Source organism: Aequitasia blattaphilus (assembly GCF_024721305.1).
Classification (GTDB): domain Bacteria; phylum Bacillota; class Clostridia; order Lachnospirales; family Lachnospiraceae; genus Aequitasia; species Aequitasia blattaphila.
Map to the genome: position 1 here is coordinate 179,518 of NZ_JAMXOD010000003.1, position 22,289 is coordinate 201,806.

The window sequence follows — 22,289 nt, forward strand, 5'->3', positions numbered from 1 at the left end:
ACCTTCTAAATAACATTCTTTTTTACTGCTTCTAATGCTTCAAAAATAATATGGTGCATATCAAAATAGCGATACATTCCCAGTCGTCCACCAAAAATAACGTTCTCCTCATTCTTTGACAACTCTTCATATTTTTTATATAACTCATTATTCTTTTCATCGTTCATTGGATAAAAAGGTTCGCTGCTTTCAGAAATATTCAGGGGATATTCTTTCGTTACAATTGTCCGGTCCTTTGGCGTTTCCTCCCCAACCTGAAAATGTTTATGTTCTATAATTCTTGTATAGGGCACTTCATATTCTGTATAGTTTACAACAGCATTTCCTTGATGATTCTCTTCGGCTAAAACCTCTGTTTCAAACTTTAGCCCTCTGTACTCCAATTCTCCTAACTGATAATTGTAATACTCATCAATTTTGCCAGTAAATACAATTTTATCTGCTAAAGAACTGAGCTCTTCTCGGTTTTCAAAAAAATCTGTATTCAATTGGACTTCTATGCCATCTAAAATCTTTTCCATCATCTGGGTATATCCGCCTACTGGTATCCCTTGATAGCGGTCATTAAAATAATTATTATCAAAGGTATAACGCACTGGAAGTCTTTTGATGATAAAAGCCGGTAACTCTGTTGCTTTCTTTCCCCATTGCTTCTCCGTATATCCTTTAATCAATTTTTCATAGATGTCTTGTCCAATCAAAGAAATTGCTTGCTCCTCCAGGTTCTGGGGATGATCAACCTTCGCATTTTCCTTTTGCTTTTCAATCATCTCTTTTGCCTCTTTCGGAGTTCTAGTACCCCACATCTGATAAAAGGTATTCATATTGAATGGAAGATTATAAAGCTCATCTTTGTATCTTGCTACAGGACTATTGATATAATTATTAAACTCTGTAAATTGGTTCACATAATCCCATACTTCTTTATTGGAGGTGTGGAAAATATGAGCACCGTAAACATGGACATGGATACCGTTTTCGTCCTTTGTGTAAGCATTTCCAGCGATATGATCTCTTTTATCAATAACCAACACTTTTTTTCCTTTTTTTGTAGCTTCTCTTGCGAATACTCCGCCAAAAAGACCTGCTCCGACTACCAGATAATCGTATTTTTTCATTTTCTCTCCCTTTGGAACCAGCTTGCACTGCTTCCCTTTTCTCCTTTTTTTATTATTAACTTCGTATCAATTTGTTCCTTCAGCTCGTTTACATGGGATATTATTCCCACTAATAAATTTCCTTCTGTCAACTCTGTCAGTACTTCAATGGCCTGATCTCTTGACTTATCATCCAAAGAGCCGAATCCTTCATCCACAAACATGGTATCAATGGCAATTCCTCCCGCTTGACTTTGTATGATATCCGATAGTCCAAGAGCCATAGAAAGGGACGCCAGAAACGCTTCCCCACCAGACAATGTCTTCACATCCCGGTTTTGTCCTGTCAGCATATGATATACATCCAGTTCCAGACCGGTTTGGCCTTGTCCCTTCAAATCCTTTAACTCTTTATCTTCCAAAATAAAATCCTGATTCGTCATTCGAATCAACCGTTTATTTGCAGCATGAATCACTTTTTTAAAGAATCGTCTCTGTATATAAGTTTCAAAATCCAGCTTAATACTTCCTTTCAGTGTTCCATTCGCCGTTTTGCTTAAATTAGATAGAACTGTATATTCCTTGCTCAACCTTTTCTCTTCACTGTAGAGCACAATCAATCGGTCCGCTGTACTCTCATTATTCTCCAATTCCGTTCTCGTCCGAACCAGAATGTCCCTGCACTCTTCCACTTCCCGTTCCAGCTTTTGACTTTCCTCCTCTAATACACGAAGATCCATCTGTTTTTTGTCTGCAATTTGTTTCCTCAAGGTTTCTTCAATTGTGTAGAGCCGCTTTTCCTTTTCTTCATATTGATTGACTTGTTCTCTTTTTTTATCAAGCTCCGACAGAACACCTGTTAACTCTTTGTACTCTTCTTCTTGAAATCCTTCCTTCATTAAGGCCTCTTCATAGCCTCTTTTCTTTCCTTCATATTCCCTTCCATAACGGAAAAGGTTCTTCTCGATTGATTCCAGATTTCCAAGAAGTAAATTGTATCGGCCTTCTAATTCCTCTGCTTTTTTACTTGCCTCTTTTACTTGTAGACTAAGGGCCTCTAAGCTTTGCTTTTGATTTCCCAATACGGCCTTTGCCTCATCTTCCCTTTCAAAAGCTAATCCTTTTCTCTCTACTGCAATCTGCAATTGAACCTCATGTCTCCTGACTTCCAATTCCTTTTTCCTGGAATTGGCTGAATCCAATTTATTCTGCTGTTCCTTAATTGCTTTCTGCAAGACTTCCTTTTCTTGGGTCAATTTCTGTACTTTTAACTCTTCTTCTTCCTTTTGCATCAGCTGTTTTTTTACTTTTTCACAATGAACAAGAAGCTTCGATTCAGACATTTTTTCCAAACCAATATTATACTCTTTTTCAAGAATTTTTTCTAGTGTTTCTAGTTCTTTTGTGGATTTTGTATATTTTGTGAAAGCTTCTTCCCGCTTTTCCTCACTTTTTCTCCGTTTCTCCTTTAAATCTTTTAGCATATTCTCATCTGGAGTTTTCTCTTGCACTACTGCTTTGATTGGATGGCTCTTTGACCCACATACTGGACAAGGCTCTCCTTCTTTGAGTTCCTGTGCGAGAAAACCTGCTTGTGCAGTGATGAAAAGATGGTATCCTTCTTCATAGGCTTTATTTGCCTCCTTCGCTTTTGAAAACTCTGTTTGAAATTTTTCTTTGTCCTGACTGTTTTCTTTGATTAGGCTCAGTTGATTCTTACGAAGCTCCCACTCTTTTCTAAGAGAAACAACCTGGTTTCCAGCATCTTTGCCAGCTTCAATTCCATTATCATACTGCTGGATGGTCTCATTTCCATCTGATATTTTAATTTCCAGGTTTGCTGCCTCTTCCTTTAGCTGCTTTTCCTGGCCATCAATCTCCTTCGCCTCTTTATAAAATTTCTCTAGCTTTTTATATGCTCCCAATGAGCTTTCGATATCATGTATCTGATTCAAGAGAGCCGGCATTTCCTTATCCTGTTTCTGTTTGATTTCTTCAACCTTTTGATTGGCTTCCTTGAGTTCATCTTTCGTCTGCTCCAACTGAAAAAGGGTGCTTCTCCTGCTTTCTTCCTCTCTTTTTTGTTTCTCCTCTACTTGGAGCTTTTCTTTTTCATAATCATAAATTCTTTGTGCTTTTTCAATTGCTTTGATACAGCGTTTCTCTTTTTGATATTCTTGTTCTCCCTCTTTTAATCCTTTCATTTCATCTTTGATTTTTTCATATTCATTTATTCGCAAATTGACTTCCCGCTGAGAAATCAAGGTCTCTTTCATCTTTTGACTCTTTTGTTCTGCTCCCTCAAGAGTCTTTTGATTCTCTCGAACCTTTTCTCTTCCTTGCCGTAAAAGACCCTCTAAGAATTTTTCATCTATGACAACTTCTTCTGCCATTTCGTAGATAAGACGGTCTTCTTCTCCCCTTCTCTTATCCACAACGGAAGAAAGCGCTCTCTCCAGCACTCCAACTTCACCCTTTAAATATTCCTGCACTCCCTTATAAAAACCCGTATCAAATATTTTCGCAAATATTTCTTTCCGTTCCTTAGATTTGGCATAAAGTAATTTCAAAAAATCACCTTGTGCAATCATTACGATTTGGGTAAATTGGTGCACGTCCAATCCTAGTATTTCCTCGATTTTTTTATTTGTATCCTTTATACTTCCTTTAAAAATTCCCGTGTCTGGCAGAATCAATTCTACTTTTGCACCTTCTTTGGTCAATCCCCGCTTTCCATCCTTATCTTTTCGCATAGAAGGTCTTTCATATTCGGGATTTCTCCTGACTTGATATACTTTCCCCTTGTACTCAAATTCCAGATTCACAAAAGTTTTTTCCTCGGGAGAAGCAAACTGGCTTCTCATCATAGTTCCTTCTCGCTGTCCGCCACTGGTATCTCCGTATAATGCATATGTAATTGCATCAAATACCGTTGTTTTACCTGCACCTGTATCGCCGCTTATCAAAAAAAGTCCATTGGAAATTCCCGAGAAATCGATTACCACCTCTGCTCCATATGATCCAAAAGCAGACATTACTAATTTAATTGGTCTCATTATTTACCCTCTTCCACTGCTTCAAAAATATATTTCATTTTCTCCATCTCTTCTGGCAAAAGCCCTCTGCCATGTATTTCCTCGAAAAATTCCTCAAAACTCTCGAAAGGATTCTGACTTTGAGACTCCTCTTCAAAAGATTCTATTTTTTTTCTAGTTCTCTGATTATCAATTTTAATTTCTAATATATTTTCATATACTGAAAACAGGCGCTCCTTTGCTTGATATAATTCCCCTTCATCCGTTAACGTAATCCCTACAAAATCCTTTTTTTCCTCTGGCAGGGCCTCTGCTAATATTTCTTCTAAATTACCCTTCTTTCGTCTTACTTCTCTTAATGGATAAATGGGTAAATGCTGCAGTAAAACTCCTGCACTTTTTTGATGAATTTCTACAACCAGCATTTCTTTCTTATCTTTATACTCACTTAAACTATATTTCAACAAAGTTCCGCAATATCGGATTTTTTCCTCACCGATTTCCTGTTCCTTGTGGATATGCCCTAATGCAACGTAATCAAAGTTTTCAACTAAAGAGGACTCTATTCGATCCAACCCGCCTACCGAAAACACCTCTGATTCGCTTCTTTCTGGCACAAACTCTCCCCTCACAAAAAATTGGTGGGCAATCAGTACGTTTCTTCTGTTTAAAAAGTCAATGTTTTCTCTCCCTATTAACTCCTGTAATGTATCTGAATAGGACAGACTTTTCTCTTCTCCTAAAAGGTTTCTCACATAAGAAGGTTTAAAAAATGGCAGCATATAGAAATCCACTTCTCCCTCTTCATCGGACAAGGTCACTTTTCTCATTCCTTCCGTATCTGTTGCCGTTCCCATTATAAATATATTTTGGTGTCTCATGATCTGAGCGCCATAATCCAATCGTTCTCCGCTATCATGATTCCCCCCGATAATCAACAGTGGAATGGCGGGGGTAATCTGAGCAAGTCCCGTTATAAACTCATCAAAAACAGAGACTGCTTCTGCAGAAGGTACACTTTTGTCATAGATATCCCCTGCGATAACAATCCCATCTGGTTTTAACTCTTTTGCATACTCAATCACCTGATTTAAAACATGAACCTGATCTTCTTTTAAACTATAATGATGCAATACTTTCCCGATATGTAAATCAGACAAATGAAAAAAACGCATATTCCACTCCTTATTCCAAAATTCTCTTTTGGAGACTTATTCGACTGCTTTCCTCAATGTTCAACCCTTCTCTTAAAAAGCCGTCCACACTACCATAATTCTTTTTCATACTATCAATAGCTCCTTCCAGATAGGAGGAATCTGCCACGTATACTTTTCGTATAAACTCCGCTCTCTTCTCATTTCCGGTTTCTCTTAATACTTTTTCATAAAAATCTTCCGCTCGCTTTTTTGCCGTTTGATTCGTCATTAAATAGTCTTCCATGACGGTATTTTCATCCCCTCCTAACAGAAATAAAAACAAGGCTGAAACTATTCCGCAACGGTCTTTCCCTTCTGTGCAGTGCCATAAAACACTTCCATTTTCTTGTTTCGTTATTTCTCCAAAAACTTCTCTTAGCTTCGATACCGAGAATGGATTCGTGACCATATGCGTATAAAACCCGATAAAATCATCCAAAGGCGGAAGATTTTCATCGGTTTCCTTCTCATGGGTGATTCCCCCTTGGCTTGCATCAAATAGTGGTAAATGCATCCATTTTGCCCCCAGGATTTTTCGGTCTGGTTTTTCTCTTACTTCCTGAGTTGTTCGAAGATCAATAATTTTTCGGAGACGGTAATGATCCTCTAATTTTCTTGCATCCTCTTCCGTTATTCCCGCCAGGGAATTACTTCGTATAAACTGATCCTCTTTAATTCGATAGCGGTTTCCAATCATTGTACCGCCGAAATCTCTTATATTTTTTGCGCCTTCCAATTCAATTTTTTTCACTACTCTTCCTCCAAATACCAAACAAGCTCTTTTGCCGGCTTTATCTCATAATCTTCTGGTTCTTCACCTGTTCTTAATACCACCTCTTGAATTCCGGCCTGAATAATACTTCTGGCACAGATTGGACAAGGCTTTGCTTTGTGAACTTTTCCATTCTCCGGATCAATACCCGCTAAGTATAATGTAGCACCTAAGGTCTGGCTTCTGGAACAGTTTAAAAGGGCATTCGCCTCTGCATGAATTGCTTTACACATTCCATACCCCTCTCCTTGATGCATGTTTTTCTCCATCCTGACACAGCTCCCTGTATCACAGCAGTTTTCAAATCCCCTGGGAGAACCGTTATAACCAGTAGAGATCACAACGTCATCCTTTACAATAACTGCTCCATATTTTCTTTTGAGACATGTGCTTCTATACGCAAAGCTTTCTGCACAGTTCAAATACATATTTTCTTTTGAAATTCTTTTATTTTTCTCAGGTTTAATCATAAAATCACCACCATTTTCACTCTATTTCTTAGTATATCATTCTATTTTCAAATAGTAAAATAATGATTTGACTTTCCCACAGCTCAGTTGTATAATAACCTTGACATTTGAATACTTGTGTCTTCAGGGCAGGGTGCAATTCCCGACCGGCGGTAGAGTCCGCGAGCGCGAAAGTGCTGATTTGGTGTAATTCCAAAACCGACAGTAAAGTCTGGATGAAAGAAGATGTGTTATAAATATTAAGTTACCACAAGATGGTATCTTTCATTTCATAGCACCTGAAAGACATTTTTCAGGTGCTATTTATTTTACTATTTATCAAGAGATGGAGGATTATTATGAAAACACAAACAAAACCCAAAACAACTGCAACTTATAACACCAAAAAGATTGTACTAATTGGAATGCTGGCCGCTATTGCTTACGTGGTAATGGTAGTCGGCAGAATTCCCGTGGTTTCATTCTTGAAATACGACCCCAAAGATGTAATTATTACCATTGGTGGCTTTATCTTCGGACCCTTCGTATCATTTCTAATTTCTTTTATTGTGTCATTGGTTGAAATGTTTACCGTAAGTGAGACTGGCTTTATTGGATTTATTATGAATGTGATAGCCACCTGTGGATTCTCTTGCGTTGCCGCCGCAATCTACAAGAAAAAGAGAACCATTTCCGGTGCCGTAATAGGCTTAGTGGCCGGAAGCATCTGCATGACTATCCTGATGCTTCTATGGAATTATCTGATTACACCTCTCTATCTGGGATACCCTAGAGATGCTGTTGCTGCTATGCTTCTTCCTGTGTTTTTACCTTTTAACTTACTCAAAGCAGGCATCAATGGAGCCATCACCTTGCTCCTTTACAAACCAATTGTAACAGGCCTTCGAAAATCAGGGCTTCTTCCTAAAAGCGAAACACAGGAAGGAACAAAAACACAAAAGCTAAGTGTTTTCTTCGTCGCACTGTTACTTCTTGTTACTTGTGTTTTAATCATACTCGTGCTCAATAAGATGATTTAAAAAACAAATCCCCTATCGGCAATTTCAAGCCAATAGGGGATTTGTATTAGTTCTTCTGAACAATGTTAATGATTTTCTTCGGTACGTAAATTTCTTTTACAACGGTACCTGTAATCTTGTCTTTAACCGCTTCTTTTCCTGCTGCAATTGCATCCTCTTTACTGATGTTTGCATCAATCTGGATAACCGCTTTGGTTTTTCCATTAATCTGAACCGGAACTTCGATTGTATCTTCTTTCATAGCCTCCTGATTATACTCCGGCCATTCATTTTCAAAAACACTTCCTTCGTTTCCAAGTTCTTCCCATATTTCCTCTGCAATATGAGGTGCAAAAGGTGATAGTAAAACTGCCATTGTAGAAAGGGTCTCTTTATCCACTCCCCCTTCTTTCTTACCAATTGCAATTAGATTATTGTTGTGTTCCATAAATCCAGAAATAACCGTATTTAAACTAAAGCTATCCAAGCGAGTCGTAATATCGTAGATTAGTTTATTTCTTTCACGTATCATCTCTTTAGAAGGCGTAACCTCTTTGTCCTTATTTTCCTGTACCAGGTTCCACACACGCTTGAGATAACGGTTAACACCATCAATTCCTCTGTCATCCCACTCTGCATCCAATTCCGGTGGTCCAACAAAAAGCTCGTACATACGAAGGGAATCACAGCCATAATCATTGACAAGATCGTCTGGAGAAACTACATTTCCCTTGGACTTACTCATCTTCACACCATTTTTCCCTGTAATCATTCCTTGGTTAAACAGTTTTTCAAAAGGCTCAACAAAGTCAATTACTCCCATGTCATAAAGGAATTTCGTATAGAATCTGGAGTACAAAAGATGAAGGACGGCATGTTCGACCCCTCCAATGTACATATCCACAGGAAGAAATTCTTTTGCCTTTTCCTTCGAAACCAGTTCTTTGTCATTTTGATTGTCAATATATCTTAAGAAATACCAAGAGGATCCTGCCCATTGAGGCATTGTATTGGTCTCTCTCTTTGCTGCTGCTCCACATACCGGACAAGTTGTGTTAACCCACTCATCGATTCCTGCTAAAGGCGATTCTCCTGTTCCCGTAGGTTCATAAGACTCAACCTTCGGTAATTCAAGAGGAAGCTCCTCTTCTGGAACCGGTACATTTCCACACTTTGGACAATGGATAATTGGAATCGGCTCTCCCCAATATCTTTGGCGGGAGAATACCCAGTCACGAAGCTTAAAGTTTACCGTTGCCTGTCCAAGTCCTCTCTCTTCGATTTCCTTTGGTGCCTCTATCTTAAGCTTAGCAGATTCTTCTCCGTTCCAGCTTCCGGAGTTAATCATGGTTCCATTTGCTTCTGTATACGCTTCCTGCATATCCTCTATTTCAATTCCATCTTTTGCAATAACCTGACGAATTGTTATTCCAAATTTTTTAGCAAATTCAAAATCCCGATCATCATGAGCCGGCACACACATAATTGCTCCCGTACCGTAATCTGCCAATACATAGTCTGAAATCCAAATGGGAACTTTTTCTTCACTGAGAGGGTTGATCGCATAGCTTCCTGTAAATACACCTGTCTTCTCTTTGTCCTGAAGTCGATCTACATTGGACTTCATCGATGCTTCATTGATGTATTTTTCTACCTCAGCTTTTTGTTGTTCCGTTGCAAGGGCTTGCGCCAATTCGTGTTCTGGAGCCAATACCATAAAGGTAGCACCGTATAGCGTGTCCGGTCTCGTTGTATAAACACGGATTTTCTCATCCCTTCCATCAATTGGAAAATCTACTTCTGCTCCATAAGATTTGCCAATCCAATCCGACTGCATTTTCTTAACCTTTTCAGGCCAATCCAGCTGATCCAAATCATCCAGAAGACGATCTGCATAGGCAGTGATTTTCAGCATCCATTGGCGAAGATTTTTCTTCGTTACCGTAGTGCCGCAACGCTCGCATGCGCCATTTACCACTTCTTCATTTGCAAGTCCAGTCTTACAAGAAGGACACCAGTTAATTGGAAATTCCTTTTCATAAGCCAATCCTTCTTTAAACATTTTTACGAAAATCCATTGTGTCCATTTATAGAACTTTGGATCTGTTGTATTCACTTCCATATCCCAGTCATAAAGAGCTGAGATTTCATTGATTTGCTTTTTTATATTCTCAACATTTTCTGCAGTTGATTTTGCTGGATGTACACCAATCTTTATGGCATAATTTTCCGCGGGCAATCCAAAGGCATCCCATCCCATTGGATGGACAATATAATGACCTTTCAATAGTTTATATCTGCTCCAAACATCTGAAATAACATATCCTCTCCAATGACCAACGTGAAGTCCATTGGCTGAGGGATATGGGAACATATCCAAGCAGTAATATTTCTCTTTCTTTTTATTATTCTTGTCAACTTTTGTATTCACTGGATTTTCTTCCCAGCGCTTACGCCATTTTTGCTCAATGGCTTTATGATTATATGGTACTGACATATTAATTCCTCCTGTCTAAACGCTATTTCTCATTGTATCACATGCCTCGATACTGTCAAGTTTTTACTGACAATTTCTTTCATGTTTTGTTGTTGTATATGCAACTGTTTTAAGGTATAATGAATAGTATAAAAAATCGTTCTCAAAACTAAATAGAAAAGGAGTGATTCCCATGGTGAATTTATTTATCGGACCTAAAGGAAGTGGCAAAACACCAGACATCATTGCTCAAGCAAATGAGCAGGAAAAGGTAGAAAACGGTAGTGTTGTATTTATCAAAAAGACCCATCGAAACACGAAGGAAATCAGCTTTAATATACGCACTATTTGTATGGAGGATTTCCCCGACATATCTACAGTCGAAATGTATGTAGGATTTTTATATGGAATTATTAGTTCTAATGCAGATATTCATCACATCTATATTGATGAATTACTAAAGATTAAAAGTATTGAATTGGAATCTCTTCCAAGTTTAATTGAGTTTTTGAAAACAATCTCGAAAGACCATTCCGTTGACTTTCATGTGAGCATCAGCGCAACACAGGAAGAAACAGCAACCATGGATATTTCAGAGTGCAATGTGATACACTATTAAGAAAGATAACCTAGATGAAATCATTTTTTGATTTTCACTCTAGGTTATCTTTTTTCCAGTCTATTTAACTGTCAATGACATCACTATATTGGTATCCGGACCTTCTTTATATTCAATCGTAATTTCCTGTCCCTCTTTTACCCGAATTACATCAATAAAATCTACCACGGATATATCAAAGATTGCGTCGGATTCTTCTAAAATAAGATAGAAATGAGAATTCCCGTCCACAACTCCCTGAGCAATTGTTTCTACTTTCCCAGTGATACTCATAACTTCCCGCACATCTTTTTCCACTTCTTTGATGCCATTCTTTAATAGGAGATCTAAATAATCCTCTTCACATTGGACTACGCTGTCCCCAATTGCTACAACCTGATATTTCTGTACATTCACCATTGCATACTTCTTTACCAAACCAGCATCATCTTTAAGGGCAATAAAATAGGTGGGCTCATCTGCTATATTGAGCAGCAGAGGAAATGTAGCCTGATACTTCAAGTTCTGAACCTGGCCTTCCGCTGAACCCATGGCAGCCTTTTCCGTTGCACCCTCTACCTCATAATATTTTGTTTCCATAGTTCTTTGGTTGCACAGGGCAAATCCTACATTTGATTGGTCTCCATTTACACTGGTCACTCCTGTATACATCCACACATCATCATCTAATGCAAGATAATTGTATCCATCTGTGGTCTCCAAACAATCCTTTTGACTTAAAACACTGTTGAAGAAGCCTCTTTTTAATGTTCCGTAGTAATCAAAAAGCTTTACCAACAAATCTGCTGAGTAAACCCGGTCGATCCATTTTGGCACTTCATCCACTTTCATGCTCGTACATTCACCTGTAATTGCATTACACAGAACAACTCTTCCAACAGTCTCGCCACCAAAAAGCCCAATATTAAACTTCTTGACTGGAGCAATCCAGTAGGGTACTCCCTCATCATCAATTTCAAAACTCAACTCACTGAAAATGTATGTGGGATATTTGAATCGCAGATGGCGGTAGATATTACGGTTTAAGTATTCACTTTCACTATACTTAATCCCCTCTTTCAGCTTTACAAGCTCCGTTTCCTGCGTCGCCATATTTATCGTGATGTATGCCGGAATGCCTTCCTTTTGATTGGTCAGCCACTTAATTGAACTTGCATATTTTAATGGAGATACACGTACAGGGTTCCCTTTGTAGTTAATCTGACTATAGATCGTATCTGCTTCAAATTGTGAAACCATGTCTACCATGCTGCCCATTTTCCGATCCCCTAAAATCTGGGCTGTATCCTTATCTAATAAAGGGATTTTATCAAAAGAAATTTCTTCAATTTCTTCTGTAAATTCCACATCCTCTTGAACCGGAAGAAGCTTTTGGTACTTTTTCGCATTTACAATTGGAGAGGACAATAGATATCCTACAAAGAATACGATAACAATTCCACCGAACACTACCGTCAACGCTTTTAACACCTTGCTTTTTCGGATTTCATCTTTTCCTAATCTGTTTCGCGTTACATACAAGGCTGCTACTAACAAAAGAAGGACTAGAATAAACATCCACATGTCTTGGGAATGGAGGTTAAATGCTGGCAATGCTATATAATAGTACACCGCTGCAACAATTAAGACACCTATTACTGCTATTGCTTTAATCTTTTTTTTCATCTGTTTCTCCTTAAAATTTTCTATGCCATGCCGGTAACGTAAAAAGCATCAAGAATGGAAATATCTCCAAACGCCCTGCCAGCATATCTAAACTTAAAACAATTTTGGATAAGGGTGAAAATCCTGCAAAGCTTCCAGTAGCATCTATAGGATCTATAATCGGACCAGTATTTCCTAATGCCGTTAGCACCGCACTAAAAATCGTTCCGAATTCAAAATTATCTAAAGAAACCACCAAAATTGAAAGCAGAAATATTAGAATATACGCCAGAAAATAAGTTTTTACCATACTTATCGTTTCGATGCTGACTTTCTTTCCGTTCATCCGTATTACGTTTACAGAATGTGGATGAATTAATTGTTTAATTCGCTTTCGAATACTCTTAATCATCAATATAAGTCTTGATACTTTCACGCCTCCTCCTGTTGAAGACGCACAAGCCCCAGTAAAAATCAACGCTAAAAGAATTGTCTTTGAGAACATCGGCCATACATTATAATCCGTACTGACAAAACCAGTCGTTGTGATCATCGAAACTACCTGGAAGATGGCCTCCCGAAACGATACACTTCCATATATCTCTTTAATATTAACCGCTATCATAATGCTTGCTCCAAGTATGATGCCTATATACATTTTCAACTCTTCATTTTTAATGATTGGACGGTACTCACGTATCAAAATCAGAAAATACAGATTGAAGTTTACCCCAAATAATGCCATAAAGATTGTCAGCACCCATTCAATATAGGCACTATTAAAGTATCCAACACTGGCATTATAATTGGAATATCCTCCCGTACCTGCTGTGCTAAAAGCATGAATGATACTGTCAAATAAATTCATACCTCCAAACAGTAAGAGCACGATTAGAATCAAAGTTAATACGAGATATATTCCATACAGAATTCTTGCAGTCTGTTTCGCTGTAGGCACCAACTTATCCTTTTCCGGACCAGGCATCTCTGCACGCATCAAATGCATAGAGTTATTTCGATCCAAGGTATTGAGCATCAGAACAAAGACAAGCACCCCCATACCTCCTACCCAATGGGTAAATCCTCTCCAAAACAAAATACACTTTGGCATACTTTCAATATTCGTCAAAATGGTAGACCCTGTCGTGGTAAAACCAGATACCGTTTCGAAAAAAGCATCAATATAGTTCGGTATATCCCCCGACAAGCACATTGGTAATGCACCGATTGCAGACCATAAAACCCATGCTGCACTTACAATGATCATTCCTTCCTTGGTGTATATCTTTGTATGTGTTGGCTTCTTCCTTCCAAAAATAATAGAGATTACAAATAGCGCTGCTGCAACTATCAAAAACCAATATCCAGTCTCTTCCCCATAGATTAGAGCCACCACTGCTGGCAATAACAGGAGTAAGGATTCTACACTTAACATCCTCGATAAAATGAAAGCAATCATTTTTATATTCATTTCCTTCTTTTCCCCCAACTAATCCAGAATTTCACTCAAGTCTTCCATACCGGTCTCGTTTGTAATAACGACTACACTGTCTCCAACTTTTAAAATATCATTTCCACTTGGAATAATCACATTATTCCTGCGAACAATACACGCTATCAAGCTATTCTTTGTTGTTGATAAATCCTTTAACGGAATCCCTGTATAGCTTGTTTCCTTTTTAATAATAAACTCCATTGCTTCAATCTGACCATTCACAAGTTGATATATCGTCTCTATATTCGAGCTTCTTTCAGAATTTTTCATCGCTCTTACGTAGCTGACAATTTCATTTGCTGTGACACTTTTGGCTGACACCGTACTCAGTATCCCATGGCCTTCAATCATACGTGCTCTGGAATCATCATTGACTTTTGCGATTATTTTCTCTACACCTACCGTCTGAGCATACAGTGCCATAATGATGTTTTCTTCATCCATACCTGTTAAACATACGATTGCATCAACATCATCAATCCCTTCCTCCTGAAGAAGTTCAGGATTTGCACCATCTCCATTGATGATGGTTGCCTGATGCAGTGCACAACAAAGCTCTTCTGCTCTTTCTCGTTTCTTTTCAATGATTTTTACACGCATTCCGATTTCAAGTAAACGTTTTGCAAGGTAATAGGAGACATGGCTTCCTCCACATATTAAAACATTTTTAATTTTTCGTGCTCTTCTTCCTATTGCCGAAAACAGCTTCTCCAAACCTTGGTGAGATGATGCAATATGAAGAATATCTCCCATTTCAATTACAAACTCTCCACTTGGAATGTATACTTTATTCTTTCTTTTTACTGCACAAACCAACACTTTTATCTGATAACGTTTGTAGAGCTCTGCCAAGGAAAGGCCAATCATCTTACTCCCCTCCTTCACCGCATGCTCTACTAGCTCTACTCTTCCCTTTACAAAGGTTTCCACCTTAGATGCATCTGGAAAAATCAGCACTCTCGCAATTTCATCTGCCGCCGCTCTCTCTGGATTTACTGCCATACTAAGTTGTAAATCTTCTTTTAAGAGATCTAATTGTCTGTAATAAATAGGACTTCTAACTCTGGCAATCGTGTTTTTTGCCCCCAAACGTTTTGCCAAAAGACAGCTTAACATGTTCAGCTCATCTGTAGAAGCACAAGCAATTACCAAATCTGCTTCTGGTACGTCTGCATCCTTTTGCACTTCTGCATCTGCCCCATTTCCAGTTATCGTAAATATATCTAATTTGTCAATCGTATTTCTTAGTTTACCTTCATTTTGATCGATTAATGTGACGTCATATTCTTCTTCTGAAAGCTCAACTGCAAGCTTATGACCCACTTTACCGTCTCCAATAATTACAATCCTCATTTTTCTCCTCGCTTTCACATTCACAGAAGATTATAGCACTAATATATATGAAAAAAAAGCCCAAAGGGCTTTCTTTTCATATCCTTATCTATTCCTCTGCTTCACGCTTTTTTATTTCTTCTTCCTGAACTTCATGAGGAGCTTGTTCGTAACGTGCAAACTCATATTCATAATTTCCTCTTCCACCAGTCATGGAACGAAGTACGGTACAGTATCCAAACAGACCTGTCATCGGAACATCTGCCTCTATGATTTGGTATCCATCCGGGGTAGGTGTCATTCCAAGAACTCTTCCTCGTCTCTTGTTCAAATCTCCCATTATATCCCCTGTATAATCATCTGGAACCTTGACTTTCACAAAAGCAATTGGTTCTAACAGCACTGGACCTGCCTCTAAAAAACCTTTTTTAAAGGCTTGTACGGTTGCTGTTTTAAACGCCATTTCCGAAGAATCTACTGGGTGATAAGAGCCATCATATAAAGTCGCCTTCACTCCTACCACTGGGTACCCTGCTAAGGGACCTTTTACAACAGAGTCCTGTAACCCTTTTTCCACTGCCGGGAAATAATTCTTCGGAACCGCTCCACCTACAACGGTTTCCTCAAATACCACAGGCGTATCCAAATCTCCTGAAGGACCAAATTTCATCTTTACATGCCCGTACTGACCGTGTCCTCCTGATTGCTTCTTATACTTCGTATCCACATCTGAAGTCTTGTTAATGGTCTCACGAAAAGCTACTTTAGGAACTTCTAATGTAATCTCACACTTGTAACGATTCAAAAGCTTACTTGCAGAAATTTCCAAATGCTGATCCCCAATTCCATATAAAAGAGTTTGTCTGTTCTCACTATCATTTACCGTCTTCAGAGTAACATCTTCTGCCATCATTTTCTGAAGTGCCTGAGACACCTTGTCTTCATCCCCTTTTTTGGTAACTGTATATTTCATATAAGTATAAGGCTTTGAATATTCTGTTTTTCCGTAGGTGACAGGAGTTGCCTTTGTGGAAAGAGTATCTCCCGTATTTGTATTTGTAAGTTTTGCAACAGCTCCTATATCCCCTGCAAACATTTCTTCCACTTCGACTGGCTTACCACCTATCATCGTATATATTTTACTTAATTTCTCTTCTGCATCTGTTTCCGGATTATAGAGTACGTCATCAGACTTTAGTACTCCAGAACAAACTTTGAAGAAAGAGTATTTACCAATAAATGGATCTACCATTGTCTTGAATATATATGCACTCTTTGCTCTTGCAAAATCATAATTTGCTTCGTAAATTTCATTTGTCTTCCGATTAATTCCCACACACTGTCTGTATTCAGGACTCGGGAAAAATCGAACAATATCCGACAAAAGATTTGCCACACCTTGTGCCTGTACATTTGATCCCATTCCAATGGGAACAATGCTTCCATCCATAACTTCCGATCTCATAGCAGATCTTATTTCTTCCACAGAGAACTCTTCACCTGCAAAATACCGCTCCATAAATTCGTCTGATGTTTCTGCTACTGCTTCTAACAATTTTTCTCTATACTGCTCTAAATATGCTTTACTATATTCGGGGATTTCCATTTCTTCCCTTTGTCCTATGTCCGTATATCTTCTGGCTGCGTTCTTGATGATATTTACATATCCAATCAGCTTCTCATTTTCTCTGATTGGCTGAAAATGTGGAGCAATTACTTTTCCGTATTTTTCCGTCAGTTTCTCTACCACATCTCTAAAACTTGCATCGTCCACATCCATCTCTGTAACATATACCATTCTTGGCAGATTATACTTGTCACACAGTTCCCAAGCCTTTTCCGTTCCCACTTCCACACCGGCCTTCCCCGATACCACGATTACCGCTGCATCTGCCGCACTAACTGCTTCTTCTACCTCCCCTACAAAATCAAAATAACCAGGAGTATCTAAAACATTGATTTTTGCTTTTTCCCATTCAATTGGAACTAAACTTGTACTAATGGAAAAACCTCGCTTTTGTTCTTCTTTGTCAAAATCACTAATCGTATTTCCGTCCGTCACTTTCCCCATTCTGGAAGTTGCTCCGGATACATATGACATTGCCTCCAAAAGACTGGTTTTTCCACTGCCCCCATGTCCCAGCAACACCACATTTCTGATTTCGTCCGTTCTGTACACTTTCATGTTGTCTACCTCCTTGTTTCGTTAGATATTATGTATCTATTTTACTAAATATTCAGACATTTTACAAGGAAAAAGAGATGTCGTCCATCAAATAATTCTGTTATAATATATATGATTCAGACTTTGAAAGGAATACACTATACCTATGAAAAAAACAAAAATCGGTTTTGTAGGTCTTGGCCTAATTGGCGGCTCCATTGCGAAGGCAGTCAGACTACATCACCCAGACTACGAACTCGTTGGATTTGACAAAAACGAAGAAAGCCTTTCTCTCGCTGTGAAAGAGAAAGTTCTTAATGCCTCTACAAATCAAATTGACCATAATTTTATGGACTGTGATTTTATTTTTTTATGCGCCCCTGTTTCTTTTAACAGTGCCTATCTGACACAACTCAAATCCTATATAAATAAGGATTGTATTCTAACAGATGCTGGGAGTGTCAAAAATGGAATTCACAAAGAAATAGAAGAAGTTGGCCTGTCTTCAAATTTCATCGGTGGACACCCCATGACAGGTTCAGAGAAAAGTGGTTATAAAAATAGTAAAGCTCTGCTTTTAGAGAATTCTTACTATATTCTCACTCCGACACAAAATATATCAAAGGTGATGATTGATAGATACAAGGAATTAATCGAGAGTATAAAAGCTCTTCCTTTCGTCATGGATTATCAAACCCATGATTTTGTAACGGGTGGAATGAGTCACCTGCCTCATGTCGTCGCCGCATCACTTGTTCTCTATATGAAAGAACATGATACCGACAACCATCTTATGAAACAGCTTGCTGCTGGTGGCTTTAAGGATATTACAAGAATTGCTTCTTCCTCTCCAATCATGTGGGAGCATATTTGTCTGGAAAACAAAGACAACATTATTCAAATCTTAGATGATTATATGAGCATACTAAAAGACTTTAAACAGGAAATAAAGCGTGGCGAGGGTGAAAAAATACATGCTCTTTTTGACTCCTCACGTAATTTCCGTAATTCCATATCAGACTTTGGAAGCGGTGCTCTTAAGAAAGTTTATGGGCTCTATTGTGACCTGAAAGACGAAACCGGTGGAATTGCAACAATTGCATCTGCACTAGCGAAGGAAAACATCAGCATCCGTAATATCGGCATCATCCATAACCGTGAATTTGAAGACGGTGTTTTGAAAATTGAGTTTTACAAATCTGAGGATTTGCAAAGGGCAAAAGGCATCTTAAGAAGGGAGAAATACATCGTTTATGAACGCTAAAACAATCATTCCAAAATCAAATCTAAAAGGAGAGGTTACCGTACCTGGGGACAAATCAATTTCCCACCGCAGTATTATGCTTGGTTCCCTTGCCTGTGGTACTTCTGAAATTACAAACTTCTTAAAGGGAAGTGATTGTATTGCAACCATGAATTGTTTTCGTCAAATGGGAATTGAAATTAAAGAGTCCCAGGGACATATTTTTGTAACCGGAAAAGGGCTCCGAGGTTTAAAGGCACCTGCCTCCATTTTAGAGGTAGAAAACAGCGGGACAACTACCCGACTCCTCTCTGGCATTTTGGCTGCACAAAAATTTCCTTCTATTTTATCCGGCGATTCCTCTTTAAATCGCCGGCCTATGGAAAGGATTATGACCCCACTCAAAGAAATGGGAGGGACCATTTACAGTATTAAAAATAACGGATGCGCTCCTTTAAAAATAGAGCCTGGAACACTTCATGGAATTGACTACGTTTCCAAGGTTGCTTCCGCTCAAGTTAAATCCGCCCTATTACTTGCTGGGCTTTATACCCACGAAGAAACAACTGTAACCGAGCCAACCTTATCCCGAAACCACACAGAGCTTATGCTGCAAGGTTATGGCCATGATGTGCAAACTCAAAAAAATTCAGATGGAAGCTACAGCATCTCTCTGACTGGAGCCAAAGAGTTACAACCACAGAAAATAGACATTCCTGGGGATATCTCTTCCGCTGCATATTTAATCGGAGCGGCTCTTCTTACAAAGAACAGTGAATTGCTCATTCAAAATGTAGGTCTGAATGAAACCCGCTCTGGTTTCATTGATGTGATTCAAAAAATGAAGGGAAATATCCAAGTCCTAAATGAATCCATCTCTGGCGGTGAAAAAAGAGGAGACATCCTGGTTTCTTCCAGTGAATTGGAAGGAATTGAAATTGGCGGTGATGTAATCCCCCGGCTCATTGACGAGATTCCAATGATTGCAGTTCTTGCTGCAACTGCAAAAGGAACCACTGTGATTAAAGATGCAAGGGAATTAAAGATAAAAGAAACCAATCGAATTGATACGGTTTCAAAGAACTTATCTAAGATGAAAGGAAATGTCATTCCCACAGAAGATGGAATGATTATAGAGGGTGTGGAACAATTGGAAGGAGCTTCCATTAATTCTCATTTTGATCATCGAATCGCCATGGCCTTTGCCATTGCTGGCCTTGCTGCAAGAGGAAATACCACAATTCTTGACAGCAAGTGTATCGATGTCTCTTATCCTGATTTTTGGAATGTTATATAAGCAGCATTGCATCTCCAAATGAGAAGAAGCGGTATCGTTTTTGTACTGCTTCTTCATAGGCTTTCAGGACATTTTCCCGTCCTGCCAAAGCAGATACTAACATAATAAGAGTGGATTCCGGCAAATGGAAATTTGTAAGAAGACCATCCAAAATCTGAAATGTGTACCCCGGATAGATAAATATATCTGTCCATCCACTTCCCGCCTCTACTTTTCCATCTTTTGCAGCCGATTCGATGGTACGACAGCTTGTCGTTCCTACACAAATAATCCGGCCACCCTTCTTTTTTGTCTGGTTGATTTTATCCGCCTCACTTTTTTCCACCTGATAAAACTCACTGTGCATATGATGACTTAGAATATCTTCAACCTTTACTGGACGGAAGGTTCCAAGTCCTACATGAAGAGTGACTTTTGCAATTTCCACTCCCATCTCTTGAATCTCACGCAGAAGCTCTGGTGTAAAATGAAGACCGGCTGTAGGAGCTGCTGCCGATCCACTGTGCTTTGCATAAACTGTTTGGTAACGGTTTTTATCCTCCAATTGATGGGTAATATAGGGTGGCAAAGGCATCTGGCCCAGTTCGTCTAATATTTCTTCAAATATTCCATCAAAATCAAATCGAACCAGACGGTTCCCTTCTTCTAATACCTCCAGCACCTCTCCAATCAGCTTTCCATCTCCAAAACTGACTCTTGCCCCTGGTTTTAGCTTTTTTCCCGGCTTTACCAAAGTTTCCCACACATTTTTTTCTTTTCTTTTCAAAAGCAGAACCTCAACCTTAGCATCCGTTCCAATTTTACTTCCGATTAGTCTTGCCGGTATCACCTTCGTATCATTTAGAACAAGACAATCTCCCGGCTTTATATACCCCATAATATCCGAAAAAATTTTATGAGAAACAGCTCCAGTTTCCTTGTTTAATACAAGAAGCCTGGAGCTTGCACGATCCATTAGAGGATCTTGGGCTATTAATTCTTCTGGCAATTCATAATTAAAATCCTGACGTTTCATAATTAACTTCCTTCACTAAATTGTAAACCACCTTTGTATCACTTAGCTTATCATGAAGAGCTTCTTTTTCTTTGTCTATACCAATCATTAAATATCCAGCATACAGAATTATAGAACTCAAAAACCTTCCAATGGTTTCACGAAAAACCACTTCCATCAAGCTTATTTTCTGATAAGAATTCTTATGGATTACCCTAAGATTCATTGCACGCTTACCCAATGTTGTTCCGGTGAAATATGTTAACAAAATAAAATACAACACTTTACAAAGATAGAGAATTATATCCAATAAACTAAAATGGAACAAAATGTTTCCACTTAGAGGCGTATCACTTAATAGACTCATAAAAACCAAAAGCATCAATCGAATGATTAAAAGGCTTGCATTTACGATAATCAAATCAATTAAATACGCTCCCAACCTTACAAAAAAACCGGCAGGCTCACCTCTGAAATTATTGAAGTTGTTCTGCATAATACATCGGCACCCCGCTTTCCATCTTGCCGGCTTCCTCAATCAAAACCTGTGCCTCTGACTTCGGAACCAAGCTTTTCATTTCTGTCAAAATGCCTTCTAAGCTGCTGGTTTGCACCTGCATCTCATAAAAAGAGGCGACTCCCAACTCTTTTTCCATCTGTTTTTTCATATCTTCATAAGAGGAACTCTCATCTACTAATCCATTTTCTATTGCCTGTTTTGTCGTATACGTTCGTCCATCTGCCAATTCTTTTACGTCCTCTACAGACATATTTCTTCCTGTCGCAACTTTGTCTACAAAGCTCTCGTATATTTCATTGATTTGAGACTGGTAGATATCAATTTGTTCCTGGGTCATTTTGGTGCTATCCTTATTTTCACCACTGGTAATGCTGATATAACGTATTCCCAGCTTTTCATAAAGCCCTGTCATATCATATCCAGACATGATTACACCGATAGAACCTGTTGTAGTATTTGGATTTGCATAGATTACATCTGCAGCCACAGAGGCCATATAGCCTCCGGAAGCAGCATAATGTGCCATATAATCCCAAATTGGTCTTTCCGTTTTCTCTTTGTACTCCATCAGCTTATTGTATATCTCTTCTGATTCATAAACCGCACCACCGGGAGAGTCCACATAAAGAAGCATGCCTTTATTATGAGGATCCTTTATTAATTGGTCAATATACTCCATAGTGGTTGTATGAAGATAGCTCTGTCCCGATGAAAAAACACTTTTTTTCACTTGCTCTTGAATCGTTCCTTCAATTCGAACGACTGCAATATACTCATAATTGGGTGGGTTAAAACTTGCATCTCCATATAAAATCTGTTTTGCACTCTCAGAAAAAATATTTTCTGACACTTTATTTGTTAATACACTGGATATTCCAATTAATACGAACAAAAGTGCTGCAATAATCATGCTAACGATTTGTTTTGTCTTCATAAT

General features: G+C 38.6%; 17 protein-coding genes and 1 riboswitch. Of the genes, 4 read left to right on the plus strand and 13 right to left on the minus strand.

Annotation, left to right across the window (positions count from 1 at the left end; genetic code table 11):
* Nucleotides 1-5: 5 nt before the first annotated feature.
* From glf to NHH15_RS03425, 5 genes are read right to left on the minus strand one after another with little or no spacing between them, the layout of a single operon-like run.
* Complete coding sequence (glf, locus tag NHH15_RS03405; protein ID WP_262065241.1) at nucleotides 6-1,118, minus strand: UDP-galactopyranose mutase; 1,113 nt, start codon at nucleotides 1,116-1,118, stop codon at nucleotides 6-8.
* On the minus strand, nucleotides 1,115-4,153 hold the full coding sequence (locus NHH15_RS03410) for an AAA family ATPase (RefSeq protein WP_262065242.1): 3,039 nt from the start codon (nucleotides 4,151-4,153) through the stop codon (nucleotides 1,115-1,117). The genes glf and NHH15_RS03410 overlap by 4 nt, the downstream gene beginning before the upstream one ends.
* Entirely contained in the window at nucleotides 4,153-5,307 is a 1,155-nt protein-coding gene (locus NHH15_RS03415) for an exonuclease SbcCD subunit D (RefSeq protein ID WP_262065243.1), read from the minus strand. Before NHH15_RS03415 ends, NHH15_RS03410 begins: the two co-directional genes overlap by 1 nt.
* Nucleotides 5,308-5,317: 10 nt before the next feature.
* On the minus strand, nucleotides 5,318-6,079 hold the full coding sequence (locus tag NHH15_RS03420; protein WP_262065244.1) for a tyrosine-protein phosphatase: 762 nt from the start codon (nucleotides 6,077-6,079) through the stop codon (nucleotides 5,318-5,320).
* The gene (locus tag NHH15_RS03425; RefSeq protein WP_262065245.1) at nucleotides 6,079-6,570 is read right to left on the minus strand and encodes a deoxycytidylate deaminase; all 492 of its coding nucleotides are present in this window, start codon (nucleotides 6,568-6,570) and stop codon (nucleotides 6,079-6,081) included. The genes NHH15_RS03420 and NHH15_RS03425 overlap by 1 nt, the downstream gene beginning before the upstream one ends.
* A 115-nt stretch (nucleotides 6,571-6,685) precedes the next feature.
* A riboswitch (FMN riboswitch) is annotated at nucleotides 6,686-6,801 on the plus strand.
* Between the two features lie 107 nt (nucleotides 6,802-6,908).
* On the opposite strand from NHH15_RS03425, the gene NHH15_RS03430 reads away from it, so the two are divergent.
* Nucleotides 6,909-7,589: an ECF transporter S component gene (locus NHH15_RS03430; RefSeq protein ID WP_262065246.1), complete on the plus strand. Its 681-nt coding sequence runs from the start codon at nucleotides 6,909-6,911 to the stop codon at nucleotides 7,587-7,589.
* 46 nt (nucleotides 7,590-7,635) lie between these two features.
* Here NHH15_RS03430 and leuS read toward each other — a convergent pair whose 3' ends face one another.
* Nucleotides 7,636-10,065 carry a leucine--tRNA ligase gene (gene leuS, locus NHH15_RS03435; RefSeq protein ID WP_262065247.1) on the minus strand — a complete coding sequence of 810 codons (2,430 nt, stop codon included), beginning with the start codon at nucleotides 10,063-10,065 and terminating at the stop codon, nucleotides 7,636-7,638.
* Nucleotides 10,066-10,237: 172 nt separating this feature from the next.
* On the opposite strand from leuS, the gene NHH15_RS03440 reads away from it, so the two are divergent.
* On the plus strand, nucleotides 10,238-10,663 hold the full coding sequence (locus tag NHH15_RS03440; protein WP_262065248.1) for a hypothetical protein: 426 nt from the start codon (nucleotides 10,238-10,240) through the stop codon (nucleotides 10,661-10,663).
* 60 nt (nucleotides 10,664-10,723) lie between these two features.
* On the opposite strand, the gene NHH15_RS03445 is transcribed toward NHH15_RS03440, so the two are convergent.
* From NHH15_RS03445 to NHH15_RS03460, 4 genes are all read right to left on the minus strand, one after another.
* A complete protein-coding gene (locus tag NHH15_RS03445; protein ID WP_262065249.1) occupies nucleotides 10,724-12,328 on the minus strand; it encodes a CvpA family protein in 1,605 nt (534 codons plus the stop codon).
* A gap of 10 nt (nucleotides 12,329-12,338) precedes the next feature.
* Nucleotides 12,339-13,778: a TrkH family potassium uptake protein gene (locus NHH15_RS03450; protein WP_262065250.1), complete on the minus strand. Its 1,440-nt coding sequence runs from the start codon at nucleotides 13,776-13,778 to the stop codon at nucleotides 12,339-12,341.
* A gap of 18 nt (nucleotides 13,779-13,796) precedes the next feature.
* A complete protein-coding gene (trkA, locus tag NHH15_RS03455) occupies nucleotides 13,797-15,155 on the minus strand; it encodes a Trk system potassium transporter TrkA (RefSeq protein ID WP_262065251.1) in 1,359 nt (452 codons plus the stop codon).
* 88 nt (nucleotides 15,156-15,243) lie between these two features.
* Entirely contained in the window at nucleotides 15,244-17,319 is a 2,076-nt protein-coding gene (locus NHH15_RS03460; protein WP_262065252.1) for an elongation factor G, read from the minus strand.
* Between the two features lie 145 nt (nucleotides 17,320-17,464).
* On the opposite strand from NHH15_RS03460, the gene NHH15_RS03465 reads away from it, so the two are divergent.
* Nucleotides 17,465-18,562 carry a prephenate dehydrogenase gene (locus tag NHH15_RS03465; RefSeq protein WP_262065253.1) on the plus strand — a complete coding sequence of 366 codons (1,098 nt, stop codon included), beginning with the start codon at nucleotides 17,465-17,467 and terminating at the stop codon, nucleotides 18,560-18,562.
* Nucleotides 18,552-19,838 (plus strand): 3-phosphoshikimate 1-carboxyvinyltransferase, encoded by a 1,287-nt coding sequence (gene aroA, locus NHH15_RS03470; RefSeq protein WP_262065254.1) that lies wholly within the window; start codon nucleotides 18,552-18,554, stop codon nucleotides 19,836-19,838. Before NHH15_RS03465 ends, aroA begins: the two co-directional genes overlap by 11 nt.
* On the opposite strand, the gene queA is transcribed toward aroA, so the two are convergent.
* Genes queA through sppA form a run of 3 tightly spaced genes read right to left on the minus strand, consistent with a single transcriptional unit; the run spans nucleotide 19,831 to nucleotide 22,286 of the window.
* Entirely contained in the window at nucleotides 19,831-20,853 is a 1,023-nt protein-coding gene (queA, locus tag NHH15_RS03475) for a tRNA preQ1(34) S-adenosylmethionine ribosyltransferase-isomerase QueA (RefSeq protein WP_262065255.1), read from the minus strand. The two genes, aroA and queA, sit on opposite strands and share 8 nt — an antisense overlap.
* Nucleotides 20,834-21,328 (minus strand): RDD family protein, encoded by a 495-nt coding sequence (locus NHH15_RS03480; protein ID WP_262065256.1) that lies wholly within the window; start codon nucleotides 21,326-21,328, stop codon nucleotides 20,834-20,836. The genes queA and NHH15_RS03480 overlap by 20 nt, the downstream gene beginning before the upstream one ends.
* Nucleotides 21,309-22,286: a signal peptide peptidase SppA gene (gene sppA / locus NHH15_RS03485; protein ID WP_262065257.1), complete on the minus strand. Its 978-nt coding sequence runs from the start codon at nucleotides 22,284-22,286 to the stop codon at nucleotides 21,309-21,311. The genes NHH15_RS03480 and sppA overlap by 20 nt, the downstream gene beginning before the upstream one ends.
* Between the last annotated feature and the right edge of the window lie 3 nt (nucleotides 22,287-22,289).

What these genes read in the sequence shown, in the direction of transcription:
- NHH15_RS03450 (WP_262065250.1), bottom strand. Translation starts at nt 13,778, where the DNA reads ATGAATATAAAAATGATTGCTTTCATTTTATCGAGGATGTTAAGTGTA.
- glf (WP_262065241.1), bottom strand. Translation starts at nt 1,118, where the DNA reads ATGAAAAAATACGATTATCTGGTAGTCGGAGCAGGTCTTTTTGGCGGA.
- NHH15_RS03425 (WP_262065245.1), bottom strand. Translation starts at nt 6,570, where the DNA reads ATGATTAAACCTGAGAAAAATAAAAGAATTTCAAAAGAAAATATGTAT.
- trkA (WP_262065251.1), bottom strand. Translation starts at nt 15,155, where the DNA reads ATGAGGATTGTAATTATTGGAGACGGTAAAGTGGGTCATAAGCTTGCA.
- aroA (WP_262065254.1), top strand. Translation starts at nt 18,552, where the DNA reads ATGAACGCTAAAACAATCATTCCAAAATCAAATCTAAAAGGAGAGGTT.
- NHH15_RS03430 (WP_262065246.1), top strand. Translation starts at nt 6,909, where the DNA reads ATGAAAACACAAACAAAACCCAAAACAACTGCAACTTATAACACCAAA.
- NHH15_RS03465 (WP_262065253.1), top strand. Translation starts at nt 17,465, where the DNA reads ATGAAAAAAACAAAAATCGGTTTTGTAGGTCTTGGCCTAATTGGCGGC.
- NHH15_RS03480 (WP_262065256.1), bottom strand. Translation starts at nt 21,328, where the DNA reads ATGCAGAACAACTTCAATAATTTCAGAGGTGAGCCTGCCGGTTTTTTT.
- leuS (WP_262065247.1), bottom strand. Translation starts at nt 10,065, where the DNA reads ATGTCAGTACCATATAATCATAAAGCCATTGAGCAAAAATGGCGTAAG.
- queA (WP_262065255.1), bottom strand. Translation starts at nt 20,853, where the DNA reads ATGAAACGTCAGGATTTTAATTATGAATTGCCAGAAGAATTAATAGCC.
- NHH15_RS03440 (WP_262065248.1), top strand. Translation starts at nt 10,238, where the DNA reads ATGGTGAATTTATTTATCGGACCTAAAGGAAGTGGCAAAACACCAGAC.
- NHH15_RS03415 (WP_262065243.1), bottom strand. Translation starts at nt 5,307, where the DNA reads ATGCGTTTTTTTCATTTGTCTGATTTACATATCGGGAAAGTATTGCAT.
- NHH15_RS03445 (WP_262065249.1), bottom strand. Translation starts at nt 12,328, where the DNA reads ATGAAAAAAAAGATTAAAGCAATAGCAGTAATAGGTGTCTTAATTGTT.
- sppA (WP_262065257.1), bottom strand. Translation starts at nt 22,286, where the DNA reads ATGAAGACAAAACAAATCGTTAGCATGATTATTGCAGCACTTTTGTTC.
- NHH15_RS03410 (WP_262065242.1), bottom strand. Translation starts at nt 4,153, where the DNA reads ATGAGACCAATTAAATTAGTAATGTCTGCTTTTGGATCATATGGAGCA.
- NHH15_RS03460 (WP_262065252.1), bottom strand. Translation starts at nt 17,319, where the DNA reads ATGAAAGTGTACAGAACGGACGAAATCAGAAATGTGGTGTTGCTGGGA.